Source organism: Aminiphilus sp., from assembly GCF_029975095.1.
Lineage (GTDB): Bacteria > Synergistota > Synergistia > Synergistales > Aminiphilaceae > Aminiphilus.
In genome coordinates this window covers 1-17,452 of the sequence record NZ_JARKPW010000123.1, presented here as the reverse complement: position 1 = coordinate 17,452, position 17,452 = coordinate 1, and the positions used below count along the sequence as shown (strand labels likewise).

The window sequence follows — 17,452 nt, the reverse complement described above, 5'->3', positions numbered from 1 at the left end:
TGTTCCCAAAAAGAGACGGCAAAGAATGTGATGAGTGGTCATGTGTTCAATATACATTTAGTCGGACTAAAGACAAATGTTCAACGGGAGAAATTGCCTTTTCTGGAGCGATGGGGTATGGTAGGCGTCGGACTGTCCGGAATATGCCGAGATCAAGAGAAAGTGAAGAGATTACAGAATTTCATCCATTTCGGAAGGACATCCTCTCAGGATGTTTCTTGCGCGAGGGTGGAGAAGACGATAATGAGGACGCGTCTCCCGGCCGTTGCGAGCCGGAAACGCAGAAGGGGGGAAGAGTTTGACTCGTTTTCTGCTCAATCGATTCATCTCAGTGCTGTTGACCATCTGGGCCGTGGTGACCGTCACGTTTCTCATGATGCACGCGGTGCCGGGGGGACCCTTTCAGTTGGAAAAGCAGCTTCCCGACGCGGTGATCAAGGCCCTGGAGGCCAAGTACCACCTGGACGACCCCCTTCCGAAGCAGTATGTGGATTATCTCAAGGGCATTCTTACCTGGGATCTCGGCCCATCCTTCCAGAAAGTCGGCGTCTCCGTGGAGGAAATGATAGGTCAGAGTTTTCCCGTGTCCATGAAGGTCGGTCTCCTCGCCGTGGGGGTGGTACTTCTTTTTGGTATTCCCCTGGGGGTGCTCGCGGCGGTCCGGAGCGGGCGTGCCTCGGACCAGTTCATCCGCTTTCTCGCCACGCTGGGGCAGACCATTCCGAGTTTCGTTCTGGCGACGCTGCTCATCTACGTCTTCAGCGCAAGGTTGAACTGGTTTCCCTCCTTCGGCCTCCGAACCTGGAAACATTACGTGCTTCCCGTGATCGCCCTCGGAGGATACTCTCTTTCCTTCGTTCTCCGCCTTACCCGTTCGAGCATGCTCGAGGTGCTCCAACAGGACTACATCCGCACCGCCCGGGCAAAGGGCGTCTCGGAATTCTCCATCGTCTTCCGCCACGCTCTCCGGAATGCCCTCATTCCCGTGGTCACTTACATCGGCCCTCTCATCGCCTCCATCATCACCGGGTCCTTCGTGGTGGAGAAGATCTTCGCCATTCCCGGCATGGGGAAATTCTTCGTGGAGAGCGTCACGAACCGGGACTATACGGTGCTCATGGGGCTCACCCTGTTCCAGTCCATCATTCTCTGCGTCGCGATCCTTGCGGTGGATCTCCTCTACGGATTTCTCGATCCCCGGATCAAGGTCGGCAAGTGAGGAGGTTCTGATCCATGACCACACCATATCCGGAATGCACTTCAGACATGACGGAGGGAGGGGCGCTCTCCCCCGAGCTGTGGGAGCCCATCCCCGCCGTGGAACAGCAGGGGGAGCACATCAGCCGCCCCAGTCTCACCTATCTCCAGGACGCATGGCGCCGCTTTCGCCGCAATCCCACGGCGCTCATCGGCCTTGTGCTTTTGGCGCTCATCTTCGCCTTCGCCATCTTCGGTCCGATCCTGTCGAGCCATTCCTACCGGGAGCAGAATCTGAACCGGGCCTATGAATCTCCGAGCGCCGAGCACTGGTTCGGCACGGACGCTCACGGCAGGGACCTCTTCGTCCGGGTCATGATGGGCGGGCGCATCTCCCTGCTGGTGGGGATCATCGCCACGGCGACGAGCTGTGTCATCGGCGTTCTCTACGGTGGTTTCTCGGGGTACATGGGAGGACGCTGGGACAACATTCTCATGCGTCTCGTGGACATCGCCTCCACTATTCCCCTCGTGCTCTACTCGATCCTCCTCATGGTGCTCCTCGGCACGGGGTTGCACAACATTTTCATCGCCCTGGGACTGGTGTACTGGGTGGGAATGGTGCGCATCGTCCGCGGCCAGGTCCTTGCCCTGAAGGAGCAGGAGTTCGTCCTCGCCGCTCGTGTCCTCGGCGCGGGAACGTGGCGTCTCCTCACGCGGCACCTCATTCCCAACGCCATGGGGCCGATTCTCGTGACGGCCACCATGATGATTCCCGGAGCGATCTTCACCGAGTCCTTCCTGAGCTTCATCGGCATCGGCATTTCCGCGCCCATGGCATCCTGGGGCTCGCTCTGCTCGGACGCGCTGGGGGGGTTGCGCTCCTATCCCTACCAGCTCTTTTTTCCTGCGGCATCCATCTGCATCACCATGCTGGGGTTCAACTTCGTCGGCGACGGGCTCCGTGACGCCCTCGACCCGCGGCTGCGGAAGTAGGGGAGGAGACGGGCGATGATCGGAACGGAAAAAAAACAGACCGCCGGGTCGTATCCCCCTGAAGACCGCTCCGTTGCCGCCGGGAAAATGGAAACGGCGGAGCTGTTGCGGGTCGAAAATCTGTACACCTCCTTCTTCACCCACGTGGGAGAGGTGAAGGCTCTGCGGGGCATCGACTTCTCCCTGAAAGAGGGAGAGGCTTTCGGCATCGTGGGCGAATCGGGAAGCGGCAAGAGCGTCACCTCCCTGTCGATTCTGCGCCTTCTCCCCTATCCCGGGCGGGTCACGGCGGGGCGGGTGCTTTTTCGGGGCGAGGATCTGCTCGCCAAGAGCGAGCGGGAGATGCGCTCCCTCCGAGGAGACGACCTGACCATGATCTTTCAGGATCCCATGACCTCCCTGAATCCTGTGTTCACCGTGGGGGAGCAGATCGTGGAGGTGCTGCGTCTCCACCGGAAAATCTCGAAGAAAGAGGCCTGGGAGCGCGCCGTGGAGGGATTGCGCCTCGTGGGCATTCCCTCGCCGGAGAAACGGGTCCGGGACTACCCTCATCAGTTCAGCGGCGGTATGCGCCAGCGGGCCATGATCGCCATGTCCCTGGCCTGCGAGCCCGCCCTGCTCATCGCCGACGAGCCTACCACGGCGCTGGACGTGACCATTCAGGCCCAGATGCTGGACCTCATGAACGATCTCCGGGCGAAGATCCGCACCGCCATCATCCTCATCACCCATGATCTCGGCGTGGTCTCCGAAGTGTGCTCGCGCATCCTCGTCATGTACGGTGGTCAGGTCATGGAAGAGGCCGCGTCGGAGGAGCTCTTCGCGACGCCGCTGCACCCCTACACGGTGGGACTGCTGCGGGCGCTTCCCGGCTATTCCCGCCGGGGGAACGCGGAACATCGACTGGTGCCGATTCCAGGAACGCCGCCGGACCTGCTGCATCCTCCCCGGGGATGTCCCTTTGTGGAGCGCTGCCCTCTGGCACTGCGCGTCTGCCGGGAGCGCCCGCCCCATTTCTCCAGTCCCGGGCCGGGGCGCCGCGTCGCCTGCTGGCTCCACGACGCGGGAGCGCCCGCATCCGCCCGGGAGCGGCTCTTCGCCGCCCGGGAAGGTCGCTCGTCACCGGAAAAGGAGGCTGTCCGATGAGCGTCGTCGAAACGAAGGCGAGGGAAAACGTTCCGTCCGTACCTTTGGAACGCCCGCTTCTCGAAGTGAAGGGTCTGGTCAAGCATTTCTCCGTGGAGAAGGAGGGATGGTTCGAACGGCCTCGGGTGCTCCGCGCCGTGGACGGGGTGGATTTCTTCATCCGCCGGGGGGAGACCCTCGGTCTGGTGGGGGAATCCGGGTGCGGCAAGTCCACCACGGGAAGGGCGATCGTACGCCTCTACGAGCCCACCGCGGGGGAGGTGCTCTTCGACGGCGTGAACGTGGCGGCCTTGTCCGAAGAGCAGTTCAAGCCCTATCGGCGGCGCATGCAGATGATCTTCCAGGATCCCTACGCGTCCCTCAATCCTCGCATGACCGTGGGGGACATCATCGGGGAGTCTCTGGACATCCACGGTCTCGCCAAGGGGCAGGAGCGCCTCGAACGCATTCACGACCTGCTCTGTCGGGTGGGGCTCAATCCGGACCACGCCATGCGCTATCCCCACGAATTCAGCGGCGGCCAGCGCCAGCGCATCGGCATCGCCCGGGCCCTCGCGGTGGATCCCGAATTCATCGTCTGCGACGAGCCCATCTCCGCCCTGGACGTGTCCATCCAGGCCCAGGTGGTGAACATGCTGGAGGATTTGCGGGAGCAGTTCGGCCTGACCTATCTCTTCATCGCCCACGATCTCTCCATGGTGCGACACCTGTCGGACCGCGTGGGAGTGATGTATCTGGGGCGGCTCGTGGAGGTGGCGGAAAAGGAGGAACTCTACCGGAATCCCCAGCACCCCTACACCCAGGCGCTGCTCTCGGCCATTCCCGTCATCGGCGGCGGAGGGCGGGAAAAGAGACGCATCGTCCTTGAGGGGGACGTGCCGAGCCCTCTCGATCCGCCTTCGGGGTGCGCCTTCCGGACGCGATGCCGCTACGCGGAACCTCGGTGTGCGGAGATGCCTCCGCCGGGGCTTGCGGAGATCGCATCCCTGCACTACGTGGCATGTTGGAAAGTCTCGTCATAGACATTCCTGGAAACGGTCGTGTCGTGGGGAGAGATATGCGGGAGAGGAAGCCCGCAGAAGGTTCGGCAGCGAAGGGGGGGACGCTCGTCTCGCGAAATTCCAGACCCGAAGGTTTGCGAAAGGGAGTTGCAGCGGCATCAGAAGACCTTTGCAGGGAGGGAACATGAGATGAAAAGATCCGTAGTTCTGTTGCTCCTCGTCGCCCTGATCGGCCTGTGCGTGGCGGCGCTTCCCGCGGCTGCGGCGGAGCAGGTGATGCGTTACAATCTGGCTCGTGAGCCCAAGACGCTCGACCCTGTTCTGAACGGCGACCTCATCGGCGGCTTCGTCATCGACCACTGCTTCGAGGGACTTCTCCGGGACCGGAACGGCGAACTCGTGCCGGGTATGGCCGAATCCTGGAGCGTCTCCGAGGACGGCAAGACCTACACCTTCAAGCTCCGTGACGCCAAGTGGTCCGACGGCAAGCCCGTCCGAGCCCAGGATTTCGAATATTCCTGGCGGCGTTCCCTCGATCCCAAGGTCGGCTCCGGCTACGCCTTCATCTTCTACTACATCAAGGGCGGCGAGGCCTTCTACAAGGGAGAGGGCAAGGCGGAGGACATCGCCATCTCCTGCCCGGACGACAAGACGCTCGTGGTGACCCTGGAGAACCCCACCGCCTACTTCCTCGACCTCGTGGCCTTCATGGTCTTCATGCCCGTTCGGGAGGACATTGTGGAGAAGGCCCCCGACAACTGGGCCCGCAAAGTGGAGACCTACATCTGCAACGGTCCCTACAAGATGACCACCTTCCAGCCCGACCTGGTGGTGCTCGAAAAGAACCCCGAGTACTGGGACGCGGCGAACGTGAAGCTGCCCCGGATCGATGCGGTGGTCATCCCAGAGCACTCTACGGAGCTCACGGCCTTCGAGAACGGCGAGCTGGACATCATGGAGAACATTCCCCTTCAGGAGTTGCCCCGGGTCTCCAAGATGGAGGGATACGTGGCCTATCCGCGTATCGTCTCCTTCTTCTACACGGTGAATACCACCCGGAAGCCCTTCGACGACGTGCGGGTCCGCAAGGCCCTCGCCCTGGCCATCGACCGCAAGGCCATCGTGGAGAAGGTGCGCCAGAGTTCCGAAATTCCCGCCTGCGGTCTCGTCCCCGAGGGGCTGAAGGACAGCACGGGCAAGGATTTCAGCCAGACCTCGGGATGTTTCGGCCTGGACCCCGAGGGGAAGGCCAAGCCCGAAGAAGCGAAGAAGCTCCTCGCCGAGGCGGGCTATCCCGACGGCAAGGGATTCCCCAAGTTCACCCTTTTCTACAACACCAGCGAAGAGCACAAAGGCCTTGCCGAGGCCGTGCAGGAAATGTGGCGGAAGAATCTGGGCATCGACGTGGAGCTGGGGAACCAGGAGTGGCAGGTCTATGCCAGCACACGCCGGGAGGGCAACTACGACGTCGGTCGCGGCAACTGGTGGGGTGACTATCCCGATCCCATGACCTTCCTCGAAATGTTCACCACCGGTGCAGGGACCAACTGGCCCCGCTGGAGCAACCCCGAATATGACGCGCTGATCAAGAAGATCCGCGAGGTCACCGGAGCGGAGCGCGACGAGGCCATGTACAAGGCCCATGCGCTCTTCATGGAGGACATGCCCATCCTGCCCCTGTTCTACCCCGTGGACGACAGCGTGATTCGTCCCTACGTGAAGGGACTGGAGCGGACCAAGATGGGTTCCTGGTACATGGGGAACGTCGTTCTCGAAGACCACTGATTTTTTGGTCGAACGTCGTTGTTGCGGAGCGTCCGGCGGACATCGCCGGGCGCTCCGGCTTTGCCGCCCCGGCGGAAAGGCAATGCTCGCCCCTCTGTCAGAGGGCGAGGGAGGAGACGGAACGAACATGGCCATGGACTGGAAATCGATTGAAGAGCGCTGTACCGCCTGCGGCGGCACCGTCGCGATACTGTTGCGGCATTACGGAACGGGCAGGACGCTTTTCTGCCGGAACGTCGACAGAGAGATGCCCGCGGCGAGCACCATCAAGGTCCTCCTCCTCGCTGCCCTTCTCGAAGAGGGCATTTCCTGGGAGGAGACGCTTGCACCTCGGGAGGAGGAGAAGGTTCCCTACAGCCTCGTGTCGCTTCTGGACAACCCCGTCTGGTCCGTGGGAGACCTGGCGCGGCTCATGATTTTCGACAGTGACAACACCGCCACGAATCTCCTCCTGGACCGCCTGGGAATGGACCGGGTGAACCGGGCCGGGCGGGCACTTGGGCTCCGGGGAACGCAGTTCCGGCGGAAAATGATGGATTTCGATGCGGCCCGTCAGGGCCGTGAGAACGTCACCACCCTGGCGGATCAGGCACTGCTCTACGAGACGCTTTTCGCCGTTTCCCGGGGACTTGCCCTGCCGGACGCGATGTCCTCCTCCGGTTCGAACGCCTTTTCTGGGCGGAGCAGCATCCCCTGGGGCGGAAGAGAGGGAGCGCGGAAGGCGCTGGAGATCCTGCTCCGCGTCCGGTCGGATTCCATGCTCCTCCGTTATTTCACCGAGGAGGAATGTCTTCTCGCGCACAAACCCGGCGGGCTGCCCTATGTGCGGCACGATGCGGGAATCTTCTTCCCCGGCGCGACGGTCGCGTCCGCCTGCGGCGACGTGCCGGGCGGGAACGCTCCCGAGGATGCCTATTTCTTCGGCGTGTTCACCACGGGCATGCCCGAACCGGAGGCGAAGGAACTCATCGGGCGCCTGTCCCGCTACGTTTACGAAACGAGAAAGGAGTGGCTCCATGCGTGACGCGGTGGTCACCGTTCCCATCTGTCCCCTCTTTCTGGAACCCCGGGAGGGAAGCGAACTTGCCGACGAAGTGCTCTACGGCATGGTCGTCACCGTGCTCGGAGAGGAAAAGGGGTGGCTCCGGTTCCGGACCCGCTACCGCTACGAAGGATTCGCCCGCCCGGGTGCTCTCGGCGAGGGTGACGTCCTCCCGTGGGAGACCGGGGCCCGTTCGGTGGTGATCCGTCCCTTTGCGGACGTGCTCTCCGAGCCCTCCTACCGCAGTTCGGTGCTTGTGACCCTTCCCCGGGGGGCGTCGCTCGTCGGCGGAGTCGCCGCCGGAGAGGACGCCGCGTGGTGCTCCGTCACCCTGGCGGACGGAAGGGAAGGATTCGTCCGGGCCTGCGCGCTGCGCCCGGCTCGAAACTGGAACGAGGAGGGCGAGGAGTGCACCCGGAGGCATCTCGCGGAGGATGCCCTCGCCTATCTGGGGACCCAGTATCGCTGGGGAGGCAAGACGCCCCAGGGGATCGACTGCTCCGGACTCTGCTCCATGACGTATCTTCTGAACGGCCTTGTCATCTATCGCGACGCCTCCATCAAGGAGGGGTTCCCCGTGCGCTCCATCGCCGCCGAGGCCGCTCGGAAGGGAGATCTTCTCTTCTGGCCCGGACATATCGGTCTCTACCTCGGAGACGGACGGTACGTGCATTCCACGGGCAAGTCCGGAGGCGTCCTGGAAAATTCCCTCCGTCCGGAGGATCCGGACTACCGGGACGATCTGGCGCACTCCATCACCGCCTGGGGGAGCGTTTTTTAACCGTTTTCGGGGAAACGTGTCCGAACCTCTCCCGGGGCGTTCCGGAATTTCTGCGGTGCGAAGGAATGCTTCCGGGCTTCGTCGGGAACGTGAAGGCGTGTCCGTGCCCGGAACCTGAAGAGATCTGTTCAAGGCGTCCTTCGGGACGCTTTTTCTTTTGTGCGAAAGCACGGGTGTTCCGGGGATTCCTTTTGGTATTATTTTGAATACATTTTATTTCCGTCGGTGAAACTTTCTGAAATGGGTAGATTGTTTTCGTGTCTGTTAGAATGGAGAGAAGAATCGTGTGGAGTGGACCACCGGTGACCGCGTGCGCGACGAAACGCCGGGAGTTCTCTTGCGGCGCGTTTGTATCGGTCGGAGCGGAAGGACCGTTTGTTTCGGGAGAGGTGGGGTTCGAAGGCGAAGAAAAACGGTGGTGACGGGACATGTGACACGGAGAGATCGCATCGGAGGAACGCAGAGGAACGCGAGGCGGCAAAGAAGGTTTTCATTTTCATCGGGACACGAAGCGACCAGAGAGGGAAGAGCGCGTCGCTTCGCCGTGGTCCCTGAACATGTGCTGTGCAGGGGCCGCCGGAACGGGGAGCGACGAGGAGGGAACGGCGCGATCATGAAGCAGGAACAGGAGCGGATGTGTCTTTCTTCCCGGATTCTGGACACGACGGAGACCTTGGGCCTGAAACTGCAGCAGACGCTCTGGGTCAGCAAGGAACAGGCCAAGGCGGCGGAGCAGCTCCGCAGGGTCGCGGCTGCCACGCGAGAGCGCATTGAAACCTACGCGCCGCGGGTGGAGCGGATCATCGGCGAGGTGCAGAATCTGGCCGCCCAGAGCGAGGAATTGGGCGCCATCGGTTCGGAACTCTCCACCCGGGAGGAGCGGACCAGGAACGACGTCCTGAACGCGGTGGGGTCCATCCGTTCCCTCCGGGAGGAGCTGGGGCGGGTTCGGGAGGTGGCTCAGGCCAATGGCGCTCTGGTGCAGGAGCTGCTCGCCGCCACGCAGGGCGTGGTGACGTTGCTGGAGCGGATCGGCAGGATCACGCGACAGACCCAGCTTTTGGCCCTGAACGCCGCCATCGAGGCCGCCCGGGCCGGGGACGCGGGGCGAGGCTTCGGCGTGGTGGCCTCCGAGGTCGGCAAGCTCGCCGTCTCCACTCAGAGCGTCGCCGGGGAGATCGACCGAGCCGTGGCGGACATGCGGATCCGCCTGACCCAGGTGGTGGAGGGCATGGCGAGAGAGCGGGATGCCATCGACCAGGGGAACGCCGGAACGGAGGACGCCGTCCGCGTCATCGGCGGTGCCGGGGAATCCGTGATCGCTCTGGGAGAGCGCTTCCGCGATCTGGTGGGCATCGTGGAGGAGCAGGCCCGGGCGGCGGAGGTCATCGCCGCGGAGACCCATGTCATCGGCAGCGACACCGAGCAGGTGATCGGCGAGGTGAGCCACCTCGGCGAGGCTCTGACGAAAGAAGCTCAGTCCGCGGAGCAGTTCGCCGCCACCATGGGAGAGATGTCCCGGGAGGTGTTGGAACTCCAGTTCGAAACCGCCAGAAATCGCCCCGGGGATGAACTGTGGGTGGGTTTCACTCCCTTCGCGGAGCCGGGGTACATCAAGAAGAGTTTCGGCGGGATCGTGGAGGCGTTGGCCCGGAGAGCGGGGCGGCGGTTGCGGCTTTTTGTCTCCGCGGACTACGAGGCTCTCGGGCGACTCGTCGCGGAGGGGGCGGTGGACCTGGGGTGGTTCAGTCCTCTGGCTTACGTGGTGGCGGCGGACCATGTTCCCATGCGGGTTCTCGCTATTCCGAAAGTGAAGGGGCGCCCCTCCTATCAGGGGCTCATCGTGGCCAGAAAGGACGCGGGTATTTCCTCCCTGGCGGAACTCCGGGGAAAGGTCTTCGCCTTCGTGGATCCCGCCAGCGGTTCGGGATACCTCTATCCGCGGGTGTTGCTCCAGGAGAAGGGGTATGATCCGGACGGTTTCTTCGGCGAGGTCCGTTTTCTCGGCAGTCACGACCGAGTTCTCGGAGCGCTGGTGAAGGGAGAGGTCCCCGCGGGGGCGACCTACACCGACGCCTGGGATGCGGCGTCCCGGAAGATGGATCTGAGCGGTCTGCAGATTCTCGCCCGCACGGAGGATATTCCAAAGGACGCCATCGCGGTGCGGGAGGATGCCCCCGGGGAGTTCGTGGAAGCCCTGGCCCGGGAACTCCTGCGTCTTTCCTCCTCGGACCCCCTGGCGGGGCCGTCGATGAAACAGCTCGCCATCGACGGCTTCGTCCCCGGGGACGACGGCATGTACGACATTCTGCGCAGAGCCCGGGAGGCGGAACGGCGTCTGCAGCGGAGCGGACGGCGCTGAACTTGTTCGCCTCCGCACCGGGGGTTTTCGTTTCGTCGAAATCCGAAAGAACGATCCCGCCGGAGGACTCAGCGCCTCCGGCGTTTTTTGGCGTCTTTTTCGGCGTACATGCGTGCGTCCGCCTCGGTGATGAGGCGGTCGATGGAGCAGAGGGGCTCTTCCCGGCAGGACGTGATGCCCATGCTCAAGGAGAGGCGCTGCTCCGGGGGAAGCGGTGCGTTGTGGGCGGCGAGGTTGTTCGCGAGACGCTCCGATGCATCCTCCAGCGGTGTTCCCGTCTCCATGCCGAGAACGATGAACTCGTCCCCGCCGAAGCGGGCGATCAGGTCGGCCTTGCGGAAGGTCTTTCGGAGCAGCTCCGCCGTGACGACGAGCGCCTCGTCGCCCGCCTGATGCCCCCGGGTGTCGTTGATGTGCTTCATGCCGTCCACGTCCACGAGTGCCAGAAAGAGCGGGCGATTCTGGCGTCCCGCCAGTTCGAAGAGCTGCTCCGCCGCACGGAAGAAGCCCCGTCGGTTGTAGAGTTTCGTGAGGTCGTCCACGGCGGAGAGGGCGTCCAGGCGTTCCTCCAGGAGCTTCTGGGCGGTGATGTCCACGAAGGTGGCCATGGCGGCCTCGATCCGGTCTCCCTCGGCGCTCGGAATGGGCTGGGCGTTGATGACGAGCCAGCGGAAGTCCCCGGTCCCCGGATGGCGGACGCCCATGATGACGCCCCGGACGGGTTCTCCCGTTCGGAGGGCCTGCATGGCGGGATGTTCGTCCGGAGGAAAGGGTGCACCGTCCTCGTGGACGGTCTCCCAGATGGGTGAAGCGGAGGTCGTGCCCAGCATGGTCTCCCGGTCGTAGCCGAGGATGTCGCAGGCGGTGGCGTTGGCTTCCACGATGACGCCCTCGTTGTTCTGCACCACCACGCCCCCCGACACGGCGTCGTAGAGCGTGCGGTAGCGCTGCTCGCTCCGGAGGAGGGCGAGTTCCGCCTCTTTGCGCTCCGTGATGTCCACGGCGGTTCCGATGACCCGCAGGGGAGCTCCCGAAGCGTTTCGGACCGCCACTCTTCCCCTGTCCCGGAGCCAGCGGACGGCTCCGCTCTGGGATGTCACCCGAAACTCCGCGCCGTAGACGTCCGTCTCGCCGTCGAGGTGGCGGCGCACCGCTTCCCGAGCGCGGAGGGCGTCCTCGGGGTGGATGTGCCGGAGCCACGCCGCGGCGGAGATGGTGATCGTCTCTTCCTCGGAGCCGAGCAACGCTCTTCCGAGCGGGCCCAGGAGGAGCACCGTGTCCGAGGCGATGTCCCAGTCCCAGATGCCGTCGCCGCTGCTCTCCAGCGCCACGGAAAAACGGGCCTCGTTCTCCTCAAGTGCCCGGCGGATCGCCGTCCGGAGCGTTACGTCCGTGCCCGTGCCGACCACCAGAGGGGAGCCGGTGCCGCCTTCGGGGAGGAGCGTCATGGTCCACTCCACCAGTCGTTCCGAGCCGTTGCGACAGAGAATCCGCCCCTCGGTCCGCTCCGGCCCGCCCGTTTCCGAAAGCGCATCGAGGATCCGGCGGACCTGCGGCGCGTCCTCGGCGGGAAGAAGTTCCCGGTAGGGCTGTCCCTCCAGCTCCTGCGGCGCATATCCCGTCATGTCCGCCAGGGAGCGATTGACGTACACCATATGTCCCCGTGCGTCGAGAACGACCACCAGGGCGCTCAGACTGTCCAGGACGGCGGGTGCGAAGACGGTGTTTTTCGCGGGCATGTTTCCGGACCTCCTCTGTTCGGCCCCGCCGGGGCGTTTCCGGAACAACCGGTTCGGTGCAGGGAGGGGGGCCGTCCGAATGGATTGATTATGAAGGAAGCGGGAGAAAAGGAAAAGCGTTTTCCTTTGCGGAACGATGGACGTCTGTTCGTGGAGGCAAGAGGTTTTTCTCCGGGTTGCTTTCCGTCGGACCGGTTCGGGTGGTCCGGAAAGAGCGGAGAGAGGGCGGAGAAAAGCGAGGCGACCTGAAAAGGAACGGTGCCTGTGATAAAATGAGCGCAGTGCTACGGCGCGCTGGAAAAGTCTTTTTTCACCCTGTTGTTCCGCGGAGATGGGTGACGTGAGAGAGAACGGAGGAGGATGCGCATGCGGGGAAGGAGGAACCATGCGGGTGGTTCTCAGGGGAGAGCCGCTGCGTGGCGATGCTCCCCGGAATGCCTGGGGCAGGGTGGTTTTTCCTCCGCACGTTTCGGAGCGTTGCTGCTGTTCCTGGTCGTTCTCTTGTGCGCTCTTCCGGGAACGACTTCGGCATACGAAACGGGGCTCCGTCTCGCTCCACCCGATGCGGGGGGATTTCTTCCCGTGGCGGCAGTCCTCCCCGGGAGTCCCGCGGAAAAGGCGGGACTCCGCGTGGGAGATCTTCTCGTGGAAGTGGACGGGGACGTCCTTCCCGGCAAGACTCCCTCGGAGGTTCAGGCCCATCTCGAACGGCGCCTTTCCGGAGGATGGTCCTGCCTGGTCGTTCTGGTGCGGGATGGCGCGCCGGACGTGGTGCGGCTCCGGGGAACCTATACGACCTTTGCCCAGCAGCGCGTGCTCGACTGTGCGGAGGCCCTCCGTGCGGCCGCCCGCCGGGGCGACGTCGCCTGGGAGGAGAGCCTCCGCTTTGTTGCGGGAATGCGCGATGCCGGTTTTCCCGAAGAGCCTCTCCCCGCGGTTCAGGAAGAGGCGAGGCGTGCGCTTCGGGAGTCCCTGAGGGAGCTTGCCGCGGTACCGCTTCCCGAGGGCGTTTCTCCGGAGGCACAGCGGCTTCTCGCGGAGGCACGGGACCGGCTCGGAAGGGCTCAACGCTTCCGCGAGGAGGCGCTGGCCCTTCTCGGAGACTGGAAGGCCCGGGAGGCGGCGGGAACGTCCTCTTCGGCGCGCTGGAAGGCCTGGAACGACATGTCCGCCCTGGCGGATCGGGCCCGGGGGAGAGGAAGGGCGCACCTGCTGGAAGCGCTCGCCCTCGTGGGAATGGATGCGCGGTCGTCGGCGTCGTTTTTCGAGGGGGAATGAGAAAAAAGAGCACGTGCGGCGTGTTCCTGCGCGAAACCGCGCAGGAAGAACAGGATGGGCATCCAGGGATGGAAGGTCGGCCACGGACGAAGGAGGCGGTGGAATGATGCGAAAGAAAACGGACAGACGAAGGATGCACAAGGCGGCGCTCTGGATCGGCGCGGTGCTGCTCGGAACGCTCGGTCTTGCCGGTTCGGCCTGGTGCGCGCCCGCTCCGGGGCACCTCATCGCGGAGCCGGTGCTCGTGACGCAGCCTGCCTATGCGGGCATGAGTTTCTATGTGTATCGGCCCTACAACATGCCTGCGGGATGGTTCGTCACCTTCGACGGCTATCCGGTGATGAAGGCGAAAGACGGGAAATGGATCTACGGCTTCTACGACGGAAAGGGCATTGTCCCCAGCGGATACGTGGTGGGCTCCGTCGTCCCCGGAGCGGTGCAGCTCATGCCGCTCTTTCCTCCCCAGGGAGCGGCGCCCTCGCCGGGAACGGTACAGCCCCAGCCGGCGGGAGAGTTCTCTCCGGGCGTGATCGTGCAGGCTCCGGCGGATGTGGTGGCCGCCGTTCCTCCCTCCGTGCCGGTGGCGGCGGTCGCTTCCGTGGTGCCCGTCATTCCCTGGTGGATGGTGCACCCCACGTTTCTCGAGGTCAGCCGGTGGAGTGCCATGGTGGATCGCATGGCCATTCTCGACAAACCCCGCGTTCCCGTCGCGTGGAAGGGTGATGTGCCGTCGGTGCTCTTCGCCTGGACGGGAAAGAACTGGTATGCCATGAAATCCCCCGGGGACGGGCTGGGTGCGGCGGAGATCCTCCGGCACAACATCTATTCTCTGGTGCGGATGGTGAACCAGAACAACTTCCTCTGGAATGACGGAGAAACCCCCGCGCTGGCGAACCAGGCCACGATCTGGGGGTACCTGTGGATGGGACATCTGGCCCTGGGCGTGCGGTGACCGCAGGTCCTGCGACGAAGGAGGAGGCTCTCATGAAACACAAATTCCTGTCTATGCCGTTCGTTGCTCTTGTCCTGCTGTGCTGCGCGGTGCTCCCCGCCGCGGCGAACGCCCCGGCGCTCATCACGGCGGCGGACTACACCGACGGCTACACGGTTCGGCTCGTCCCCGCCCCGGCGGTCTCCTGGACCATCGTTCCCGGGGCATTCCCCGTGTTTCTCACCGCCGACGGCTATCCCGCCGTGCGCACCGCCTCCGGGCAGATCGTCTACATGGGCTCTCCCCTGGTGTCGGTGGCACCCCTCTCGGTGGTCACCGTGGGCGTCGCGGCCTCGCCGGTGGTCGTGGCGTCGCCCTCGTGGATTCCGGCGGGAGCGCCTCTGCTGTTTCCGACGCAGGCGCTTCCCGTTTCCGTGCCCGTAGGACTGCCCGCCCTGATCGTGAAGTGAGACCCGCCCCGGGCCGGTGTGTTCCGCACGGCCCGGAGGTGCGACCGGGCGGAACCGACGTATCGTTCCGGCGCTTGCGCGAAAAAGGGGCTCCTCTTCGGAGGAGCCCCTTTTCTTGCTTCTTCGCGGACAGACGGCATGGCGTCTCGTCGAGGTGACGCAACGCTCTTTCGCAACGTGGGAGGGGAGCAGGCTTTTCCGAGGCAAGACGACCGTTCCCGGATCAGGACGTCCGTGTGCCCTCTTGCATCATGATGAGGAGTTCCGGGGCAACGGTCGTCACGGCGCATTCCGGGCGGACAAGGGACGTTTCCGTCGCTCACGACGCAAGGGATTCCATCCGGACGCCGCCGACGGGAACGAGATTGTCCAGAAACTGTTCCGTGCAGGCTTCCCAGGAAGAACGGAGGGCCGCGTCGCGGCAGGCGGCCCGCTCCAGGAGGAGCGCCCGCTTCACGGCTTCTTCCAGATCCTCCGCAAGCCATCCCGTGCTCCCCTGCTCCAGGATGTCCCGAGGCCCCGTCACGGGACGGGCCGCCACGGGAACGCCCGAGGCGAGAGCCTCCAGAAGTACGATGCCGAAGGTGTCCGTCCGGCTGGGAAAGACGAAGACGTCCGAGGCGGCGTAGATCCTGGCGAGTTCTTGTCCGTTCCGTACGCCGAGAAAGCGTGCGTCCGGATGGTTTCTCCGCAGCGTCTCCAGATCCGGGCCGTCTCCGACGACGAGCTTGGTGCCGGGGTGGCGCAGGTTCAGAAAGTCCGGCAGGCTCTTTTCCGCCGCAACACGCCCCACATAGAGAAGAAACGGCGGTTCCATGCCGCCGGTTTTGTCCCGGTCGTCGCCGGAAAGGAGAGACGCCACGAAGGCGTGCCGTTCCGCCTCGCTTCCGGTCCAGGGGTGGAAGAGCGCGGCGTCCACGCCTCGTCCCCATCGGCGGAGATTCCGGAATCCACGGTTTCGCAGTTCCTCCTCCAGGCTCGGCGTGGCCACCATGACGCTCGACGACGCACTGTGAAACCAGGAGAAATAGCCGTAGAAGAACTCCGGCGCCATGCCGAGACGGAGCGAGAGATATTCGGGAAAGCGGGTGGTGAAGGACGTGGAGAAGGGAACTCCCGAGGCGAGACACCAGCTTCGCGTGGCGAGTCCCACGGGACCCTCCGTGGCGATGTGCACCGCGTCGGGACGGAAGGCGGCGATCTCCGGTCCCGCTCCCCACACTCCCCAGGCGATGCGGATCTCCGGATAGGTCGGGCAGGGAAGCGAGGGGAATCTGTCCGGAGAGAGGAGCATCACGGTGTGCCCCAGGTGTTCCAGACGTTCCCGCGTGGCGGCAAGGGTGCGAACGACGCCGTTCACCTGGGGAAACCACGCGTCGGTGGCGATGCAGATTCTCATGGCGGGAAAGCCTCCTTCTCGGGGATCGGATCGCCCTCGGCGGAGGAGAAAACCTCCGAAGGGCGGTGGCAGCCCGGTTTTATCCTCTCCGAAACGGAGAGCCGACTGCGAGGGCTCTCCGTTTCGGGAGCGTGTGGAAGCAATAGTGTCACCTTCGCACAGAAGGCGGCGCGGCGTCAACGGCGTCCACGAAGGTGTAACCTCTCCGCAATCCCGCCGTCACAAACAAAAAGGAGCGACAGGCGGCGCACGCTCCCAAACGGACACGGCGCGGCAAAAAAGCTATACTATTCAAAAGGATATCCGTTTCCGAAGCCCGGAGGGAGAGGACGGTGTCCCATGACGGAGGAAACGCGCAGGACCGGATTGCTGCCCCTCGGTGGCGCGCTGCTTTTTGCGTGCCTTGTCGGGATCGGGTTCTGGTGGATCGCCCGCTGGTTTCAGACCCAGCTCCTTGCCGAGGCGAGGCGTTCCGTCCTGACCCAGGTGATGCCTCTTCGAGCGGGGTTCGCCAATGCGCTGGAGCGGCGTTTCTTCCACCTGGAGGGACTCGCGGGGTTCGTGGACGTTCACGGAGAAGAGGACGACCCCTACCTGGAATCCCACTTTTTTTCCTATGTGGAGCGGGTTTTCGCCCGAATGGAGGGCGTGCGCACGGTGGCGCTGGCCCCGGAAGGGGTGATTCGTTTCGTCTTTCCACTGGAGGGAAACGAGGGAGCGCTGGGGCTCGATCTCCTCGCGGGGGGGGACGAGACGCGCCAGGACGAGGGGGTGCGCCGCGCCCTGAAAGAGCGTCGGTTCTCCGTGACCGGCCCCTTCGAGCTGCTCCAGGGAGGAAGGGGCATCGCCGGGCGCCTTCCCATCTATAGCGCCGGACGTTTCTGGGGATTCGCCTCCATGGTGGTGACGCTCTCGGCCCTCCTGGGTGAGGTGGGGTTCGGTGCCCTGTGGGAAGATCTCGCCCTTGCGCTGCGGCATCCGAACGGAGAGGTTTTTTTGGGGATGCCGGAGGTTTTCGAGGCGGACCCGGTGCGACAGACCATCTCCTACGGAGGAAATGTCTGGGAACTCGGAGCCGTGCCGAGGGGCGGCTGGGACGGGGCGATTCGGGAAAGACTCCGTTATTTCCTGCTCGGGGAAGGACTTCTGCTCGTGGTGCTCACGCTCTTCGTTCACGCGGCGCTGTGGCGGTACGTCGCTCTTTCCGGAGAGGTGGCGCACCGCACGGAGGAGCTTACCCGGGCAAACCGCGAACTTCAGGCCGAGGCGGAGGAGCGGCGCAGGGTCCACGCGGCGTTGCGCGAGCGGGAACGGCGTTTCCGGAC

General features: G+C 64.2%; 14 protein-coding genes. 12 read left to right on the top strand and 2 right to left on the bottom strand.

The window, feature by feature from the left end; all coding sequences use genetic code 11:
• The first annotated feature begins 298 nt into the window (after nt 1-298).
• The 8 genes from Q1K49_RS07415 to phnD all read left to right on the top strand — a co-directional run bounded on the left by Q1K49_RS07415 (nt 299) and on the right by phnD (nt 10,310).
• Complete coding sequence (locus tag Q1K49_RS07415; protein WP_300524589.1) at nt 299-1,219, top strand: ABC transporter permease; 921 nt, start codon at nt 299-301, stop codon at nt 1,217-1,219.
• Nucleotides 1,220-1,233: 14 nt separating this feature from the next.
• The gene (locus Q1K49_RS07410; protein ID WP_300524587.1) at nt 1,234-2,193 is read left to right on the top strand and encodes an ABC transporter permease; all 960 of its coding nucleotides are present in this window, start codon (nt 1,234-1,236) and stop codon (nt 2,191-2,193) included.
• A gap of 15 nt (nt 2,194-2,208) precedes the next feature.
• Nucleotides 2,209-3,339: an ABC transporter ATP-binding protein gene (locus Q1K49_RS07405; protein ID WP_300524585.1), complete on the top strand. Its 1,131-nt coding sequence runs from the start codon at nt 2,209-2,211 to the stop codon at nt 3,337-3,339.
• Nucleotides 3,336-4,361 carry a dipeptide ABC transporter ATP-binding protein gene (locus tag Q1K49_RS07400; protein WP_300524582.1) on the top strand — a complete coding sequence of 342 codons (1,026 nt, stop codon included), beginning with the start codon at nt 3,336-3,338 and terminating at the stop codon, nt 4,359-4,361. The genes Q1K49_RS07405 and Q1K49_RS07400 overlap by 4 nt, the downstream gene beginning before the upstream one ends.
• A 168-nt stretch (nt 4,362-4,529) precedes the next feature.
• Nucleotides 4,530-6,125, top strand: coding sequence for a peptide ABC transporter substrate-binding protein (locus Q1K49_RS07395; RefSeq protein WP_300524580.1), 1,596 nt, complete (start codon nt 4,530-4,532; stop codon nt 6,123-6,125).
• 127 nt (nt 6,126-6,252) lie between these two features.
• Complete coding sequence (locus tag Q1K49_RS07390; RefSeq protein WP_300524577.1) at nt 6,253-7,149, top strand: serine hydrolase; 897 nt, start codon at nt 6,253-6,255, stop codon at nt 7,147-7,149.
• Complete coding sequence (locus tag Q1K49_RS07385; protein ID WP_300524575.1) at nt 7,142-7,948, top strand: C40 family peptidase; 807 nt, start codon at nt 7,142-7,144, stop codon at nt 7,946-7,948. The genes Q1K49_RS07390 and Q1K49_RS07385 overlap by 8 nt, the downstream gene beginning before the upstream one ends.
• 613 nt (nt 7,949-8,561) lie before the next feature.
• Nucleotides 8,562-10,310, top strand: a complete 1,749-nt coding sequence (gene phnD / locus Q1K49_RS07380) for a phosphate/phosphite/phosphonate ABC transporter substrate-binding protein (protein WP_300524572.1) — start codon at nt 8,562-8,564, stop codon at nt 10,308-10,310.
• A 68-nt stretch (nt 10,311-10,378) separates the two neighbouring features.
• Here the strand turns inward: phnD and Q1K49_RS07375 are convergent, their stop codons facing one another.
• Nucleotides 10,379-12,049: a sensor domain-containing diguanylate cyclase gene (locus Q1K49_RS07375; protein ID WP_300524570.1), complete on the bottom strand. Its 1,671-nt coding sequence runs from the start codon at nt 12,047-12,049 to the stop codon at nt 10,379-10,381.
• 366 nt (nt 12,050-12,415) lie between these two features.
• On the opposite strand from Q1K49_RS07375, the gene Q1K49_RS07370 reads away from it, so the two are divergent.
• From Q1K49_RS07370 to Q1K49_RS07360, 3 genes are all read left to right on the top strand, one after another.
• On the top strand, nt 12,416-13,327 hold the full coding sequence (locus Q1K49_RS07370; protein ID WP_300524567.1) for a PDZ domain-containing protein: 912 nt from the start codon (nt 12,416-12,418) through the stop codon (nt 13,325-13,327).
• Nucleotides 13,328-13,430: 103 nt separating this feature from the next.
• Nucleotides 13,431-14,279: a hypothetical protein gene (locus tag Q1K49_RS07365; RefSeq protein ID WP_300524564.1), complete on the top strand. Its 849-nt coding sequence runs from the start codon at nt 13,431-13,433 to the stop codon at nt 14,277-14,279.
• A gap of 32 nt (nt 14,280-14,311) precedes the next feature.
• Nucleotides 14,312-14,728 carry a hypothetical protein gene (locus Q1K49_RS07360; RefSeq protein ID WP_300524562.1) on the top strand — a complete coding sequence of 139 codons (417 nt, stop codon included), beginning with the start codon at nt 14,312-14,314 and terminating at the stop codon, nt 14,726-14,728.
• A gap of 319 nt (nt 14,729-15,047) precedes the next feature.
• Here the strand turns inward: Q1K49_RS07360 and Q1K49_RS07355 are convergent, their stop codons facing one another.
• Nucleotides 15,048-16,127, bottom strand: a complete 1,080-nt coding sequence (locus tag Q1K49_RS07355; RefSeq protein ID WP_300524560.1) for a glycosyltransferase family 1 protein — start codon at nt 16,125-16,127, stop codon at nt 15,048-15,050.
• A 339-nt stretch (nt 16,128-16,466) separates the two neighbouring features.
• Between Q1K49_RS07355 and Q1K49_RS07350 the strand changes: the two genes are divergently transcribed.
• On the top strand, nt 16,467-17,452 hold a 986-nt coding region (locus Q1K49_RS07350; protein WP_300524559.1), incomplete at its 3' end, for a CHASE domain-containing protein.

Bases quoted from the DNA above. Each gene is read 5' to 3' on its own strand.
- Q1K49_RS07410 (WP_300524587.1), top strand. From the start codon at position 1,234: ATGACCACACCATATCCGGAATGCACTTCAGACATGACGGAGGGAGGG.
- Q1K49_RS07405 (WP_300524585.1), top strand. From the start codon at position 2,209: ATGATCGGAACGGAAAAAAAACAGACCGCCGGGTCGTATCCCCCTGAA.
- Q1K49_RS07400 (WP_300524582.1), top strand. From the start codon at position 3,336: ATGAGCGTCGTCGAAACGAAGGCGAGGGAAAACGTTCCGTCCGTACCT.
- Q1K49_RS07395 (WP_300524580.1), top strand. From the start codon at position 4,530: ATGAAAAGATCCGTAGTTCTGTTGCTCCTCGTCGCCCTGATCGGCCTG.
- Q1K49_RS07390 (WP_300524577.1), top strand. From the start codon at position 6,253: ATGGCCATGGACTGGAAATCGATTGAAGAGCGCTGTACCGCCTGCGGC.
- Q1K49_RS07385 (WP_300524575.1), top strand. From the start codon at position 7,142: ATGCGTGACGCGGTGGTCACCGTTCCCATCTGTCCCCTCTTTCTGGAA.
- phnD (WP_300524572.1), top strand. From the start codon at position 8,562: ATGAAGCAGGAACAGGAGCGGATGTGTCTTTCTTCCCGGATTCTGGAC.
- Q1K49_RS07375 (WP_300524570.1), bottom strand. From the start codon at position 12,049: ATGCCCGCGAAAAACACCGTCTTCGCACCCGCCGTCCTGGACAGTCTG.
- Q1K49_RS07370 (WP_300524567.1), top strand. From the start codon at position 12,416: ATGCGGGGAAGGAGGAACCATGCGGGTGGTTCTCAGGGGAGAGCCGCT.
- Q1K49_RS07365 (WP_300524564.1), top strand. From the start codon at position 13,431: ATGATGCGAAAGAAAACGGACAGACGAAGGATGCACAAGGCGGCGCTC.
- Q1K49_RS07360 (WP_300524562.1), top strand. From the start codon at position 14,312: ATGAAACACAAATTCCTGTCTATGCCGTTCGTTGCTCTTGTCCTGCTG.
- Q1K49_RS07355 (WP_300524560.1), bottom strand. From the start codon at position 16,127: ATGAGAATCTGCATCGCCACCGACGCGTGGTTTCCCCAGGTGAACGGC.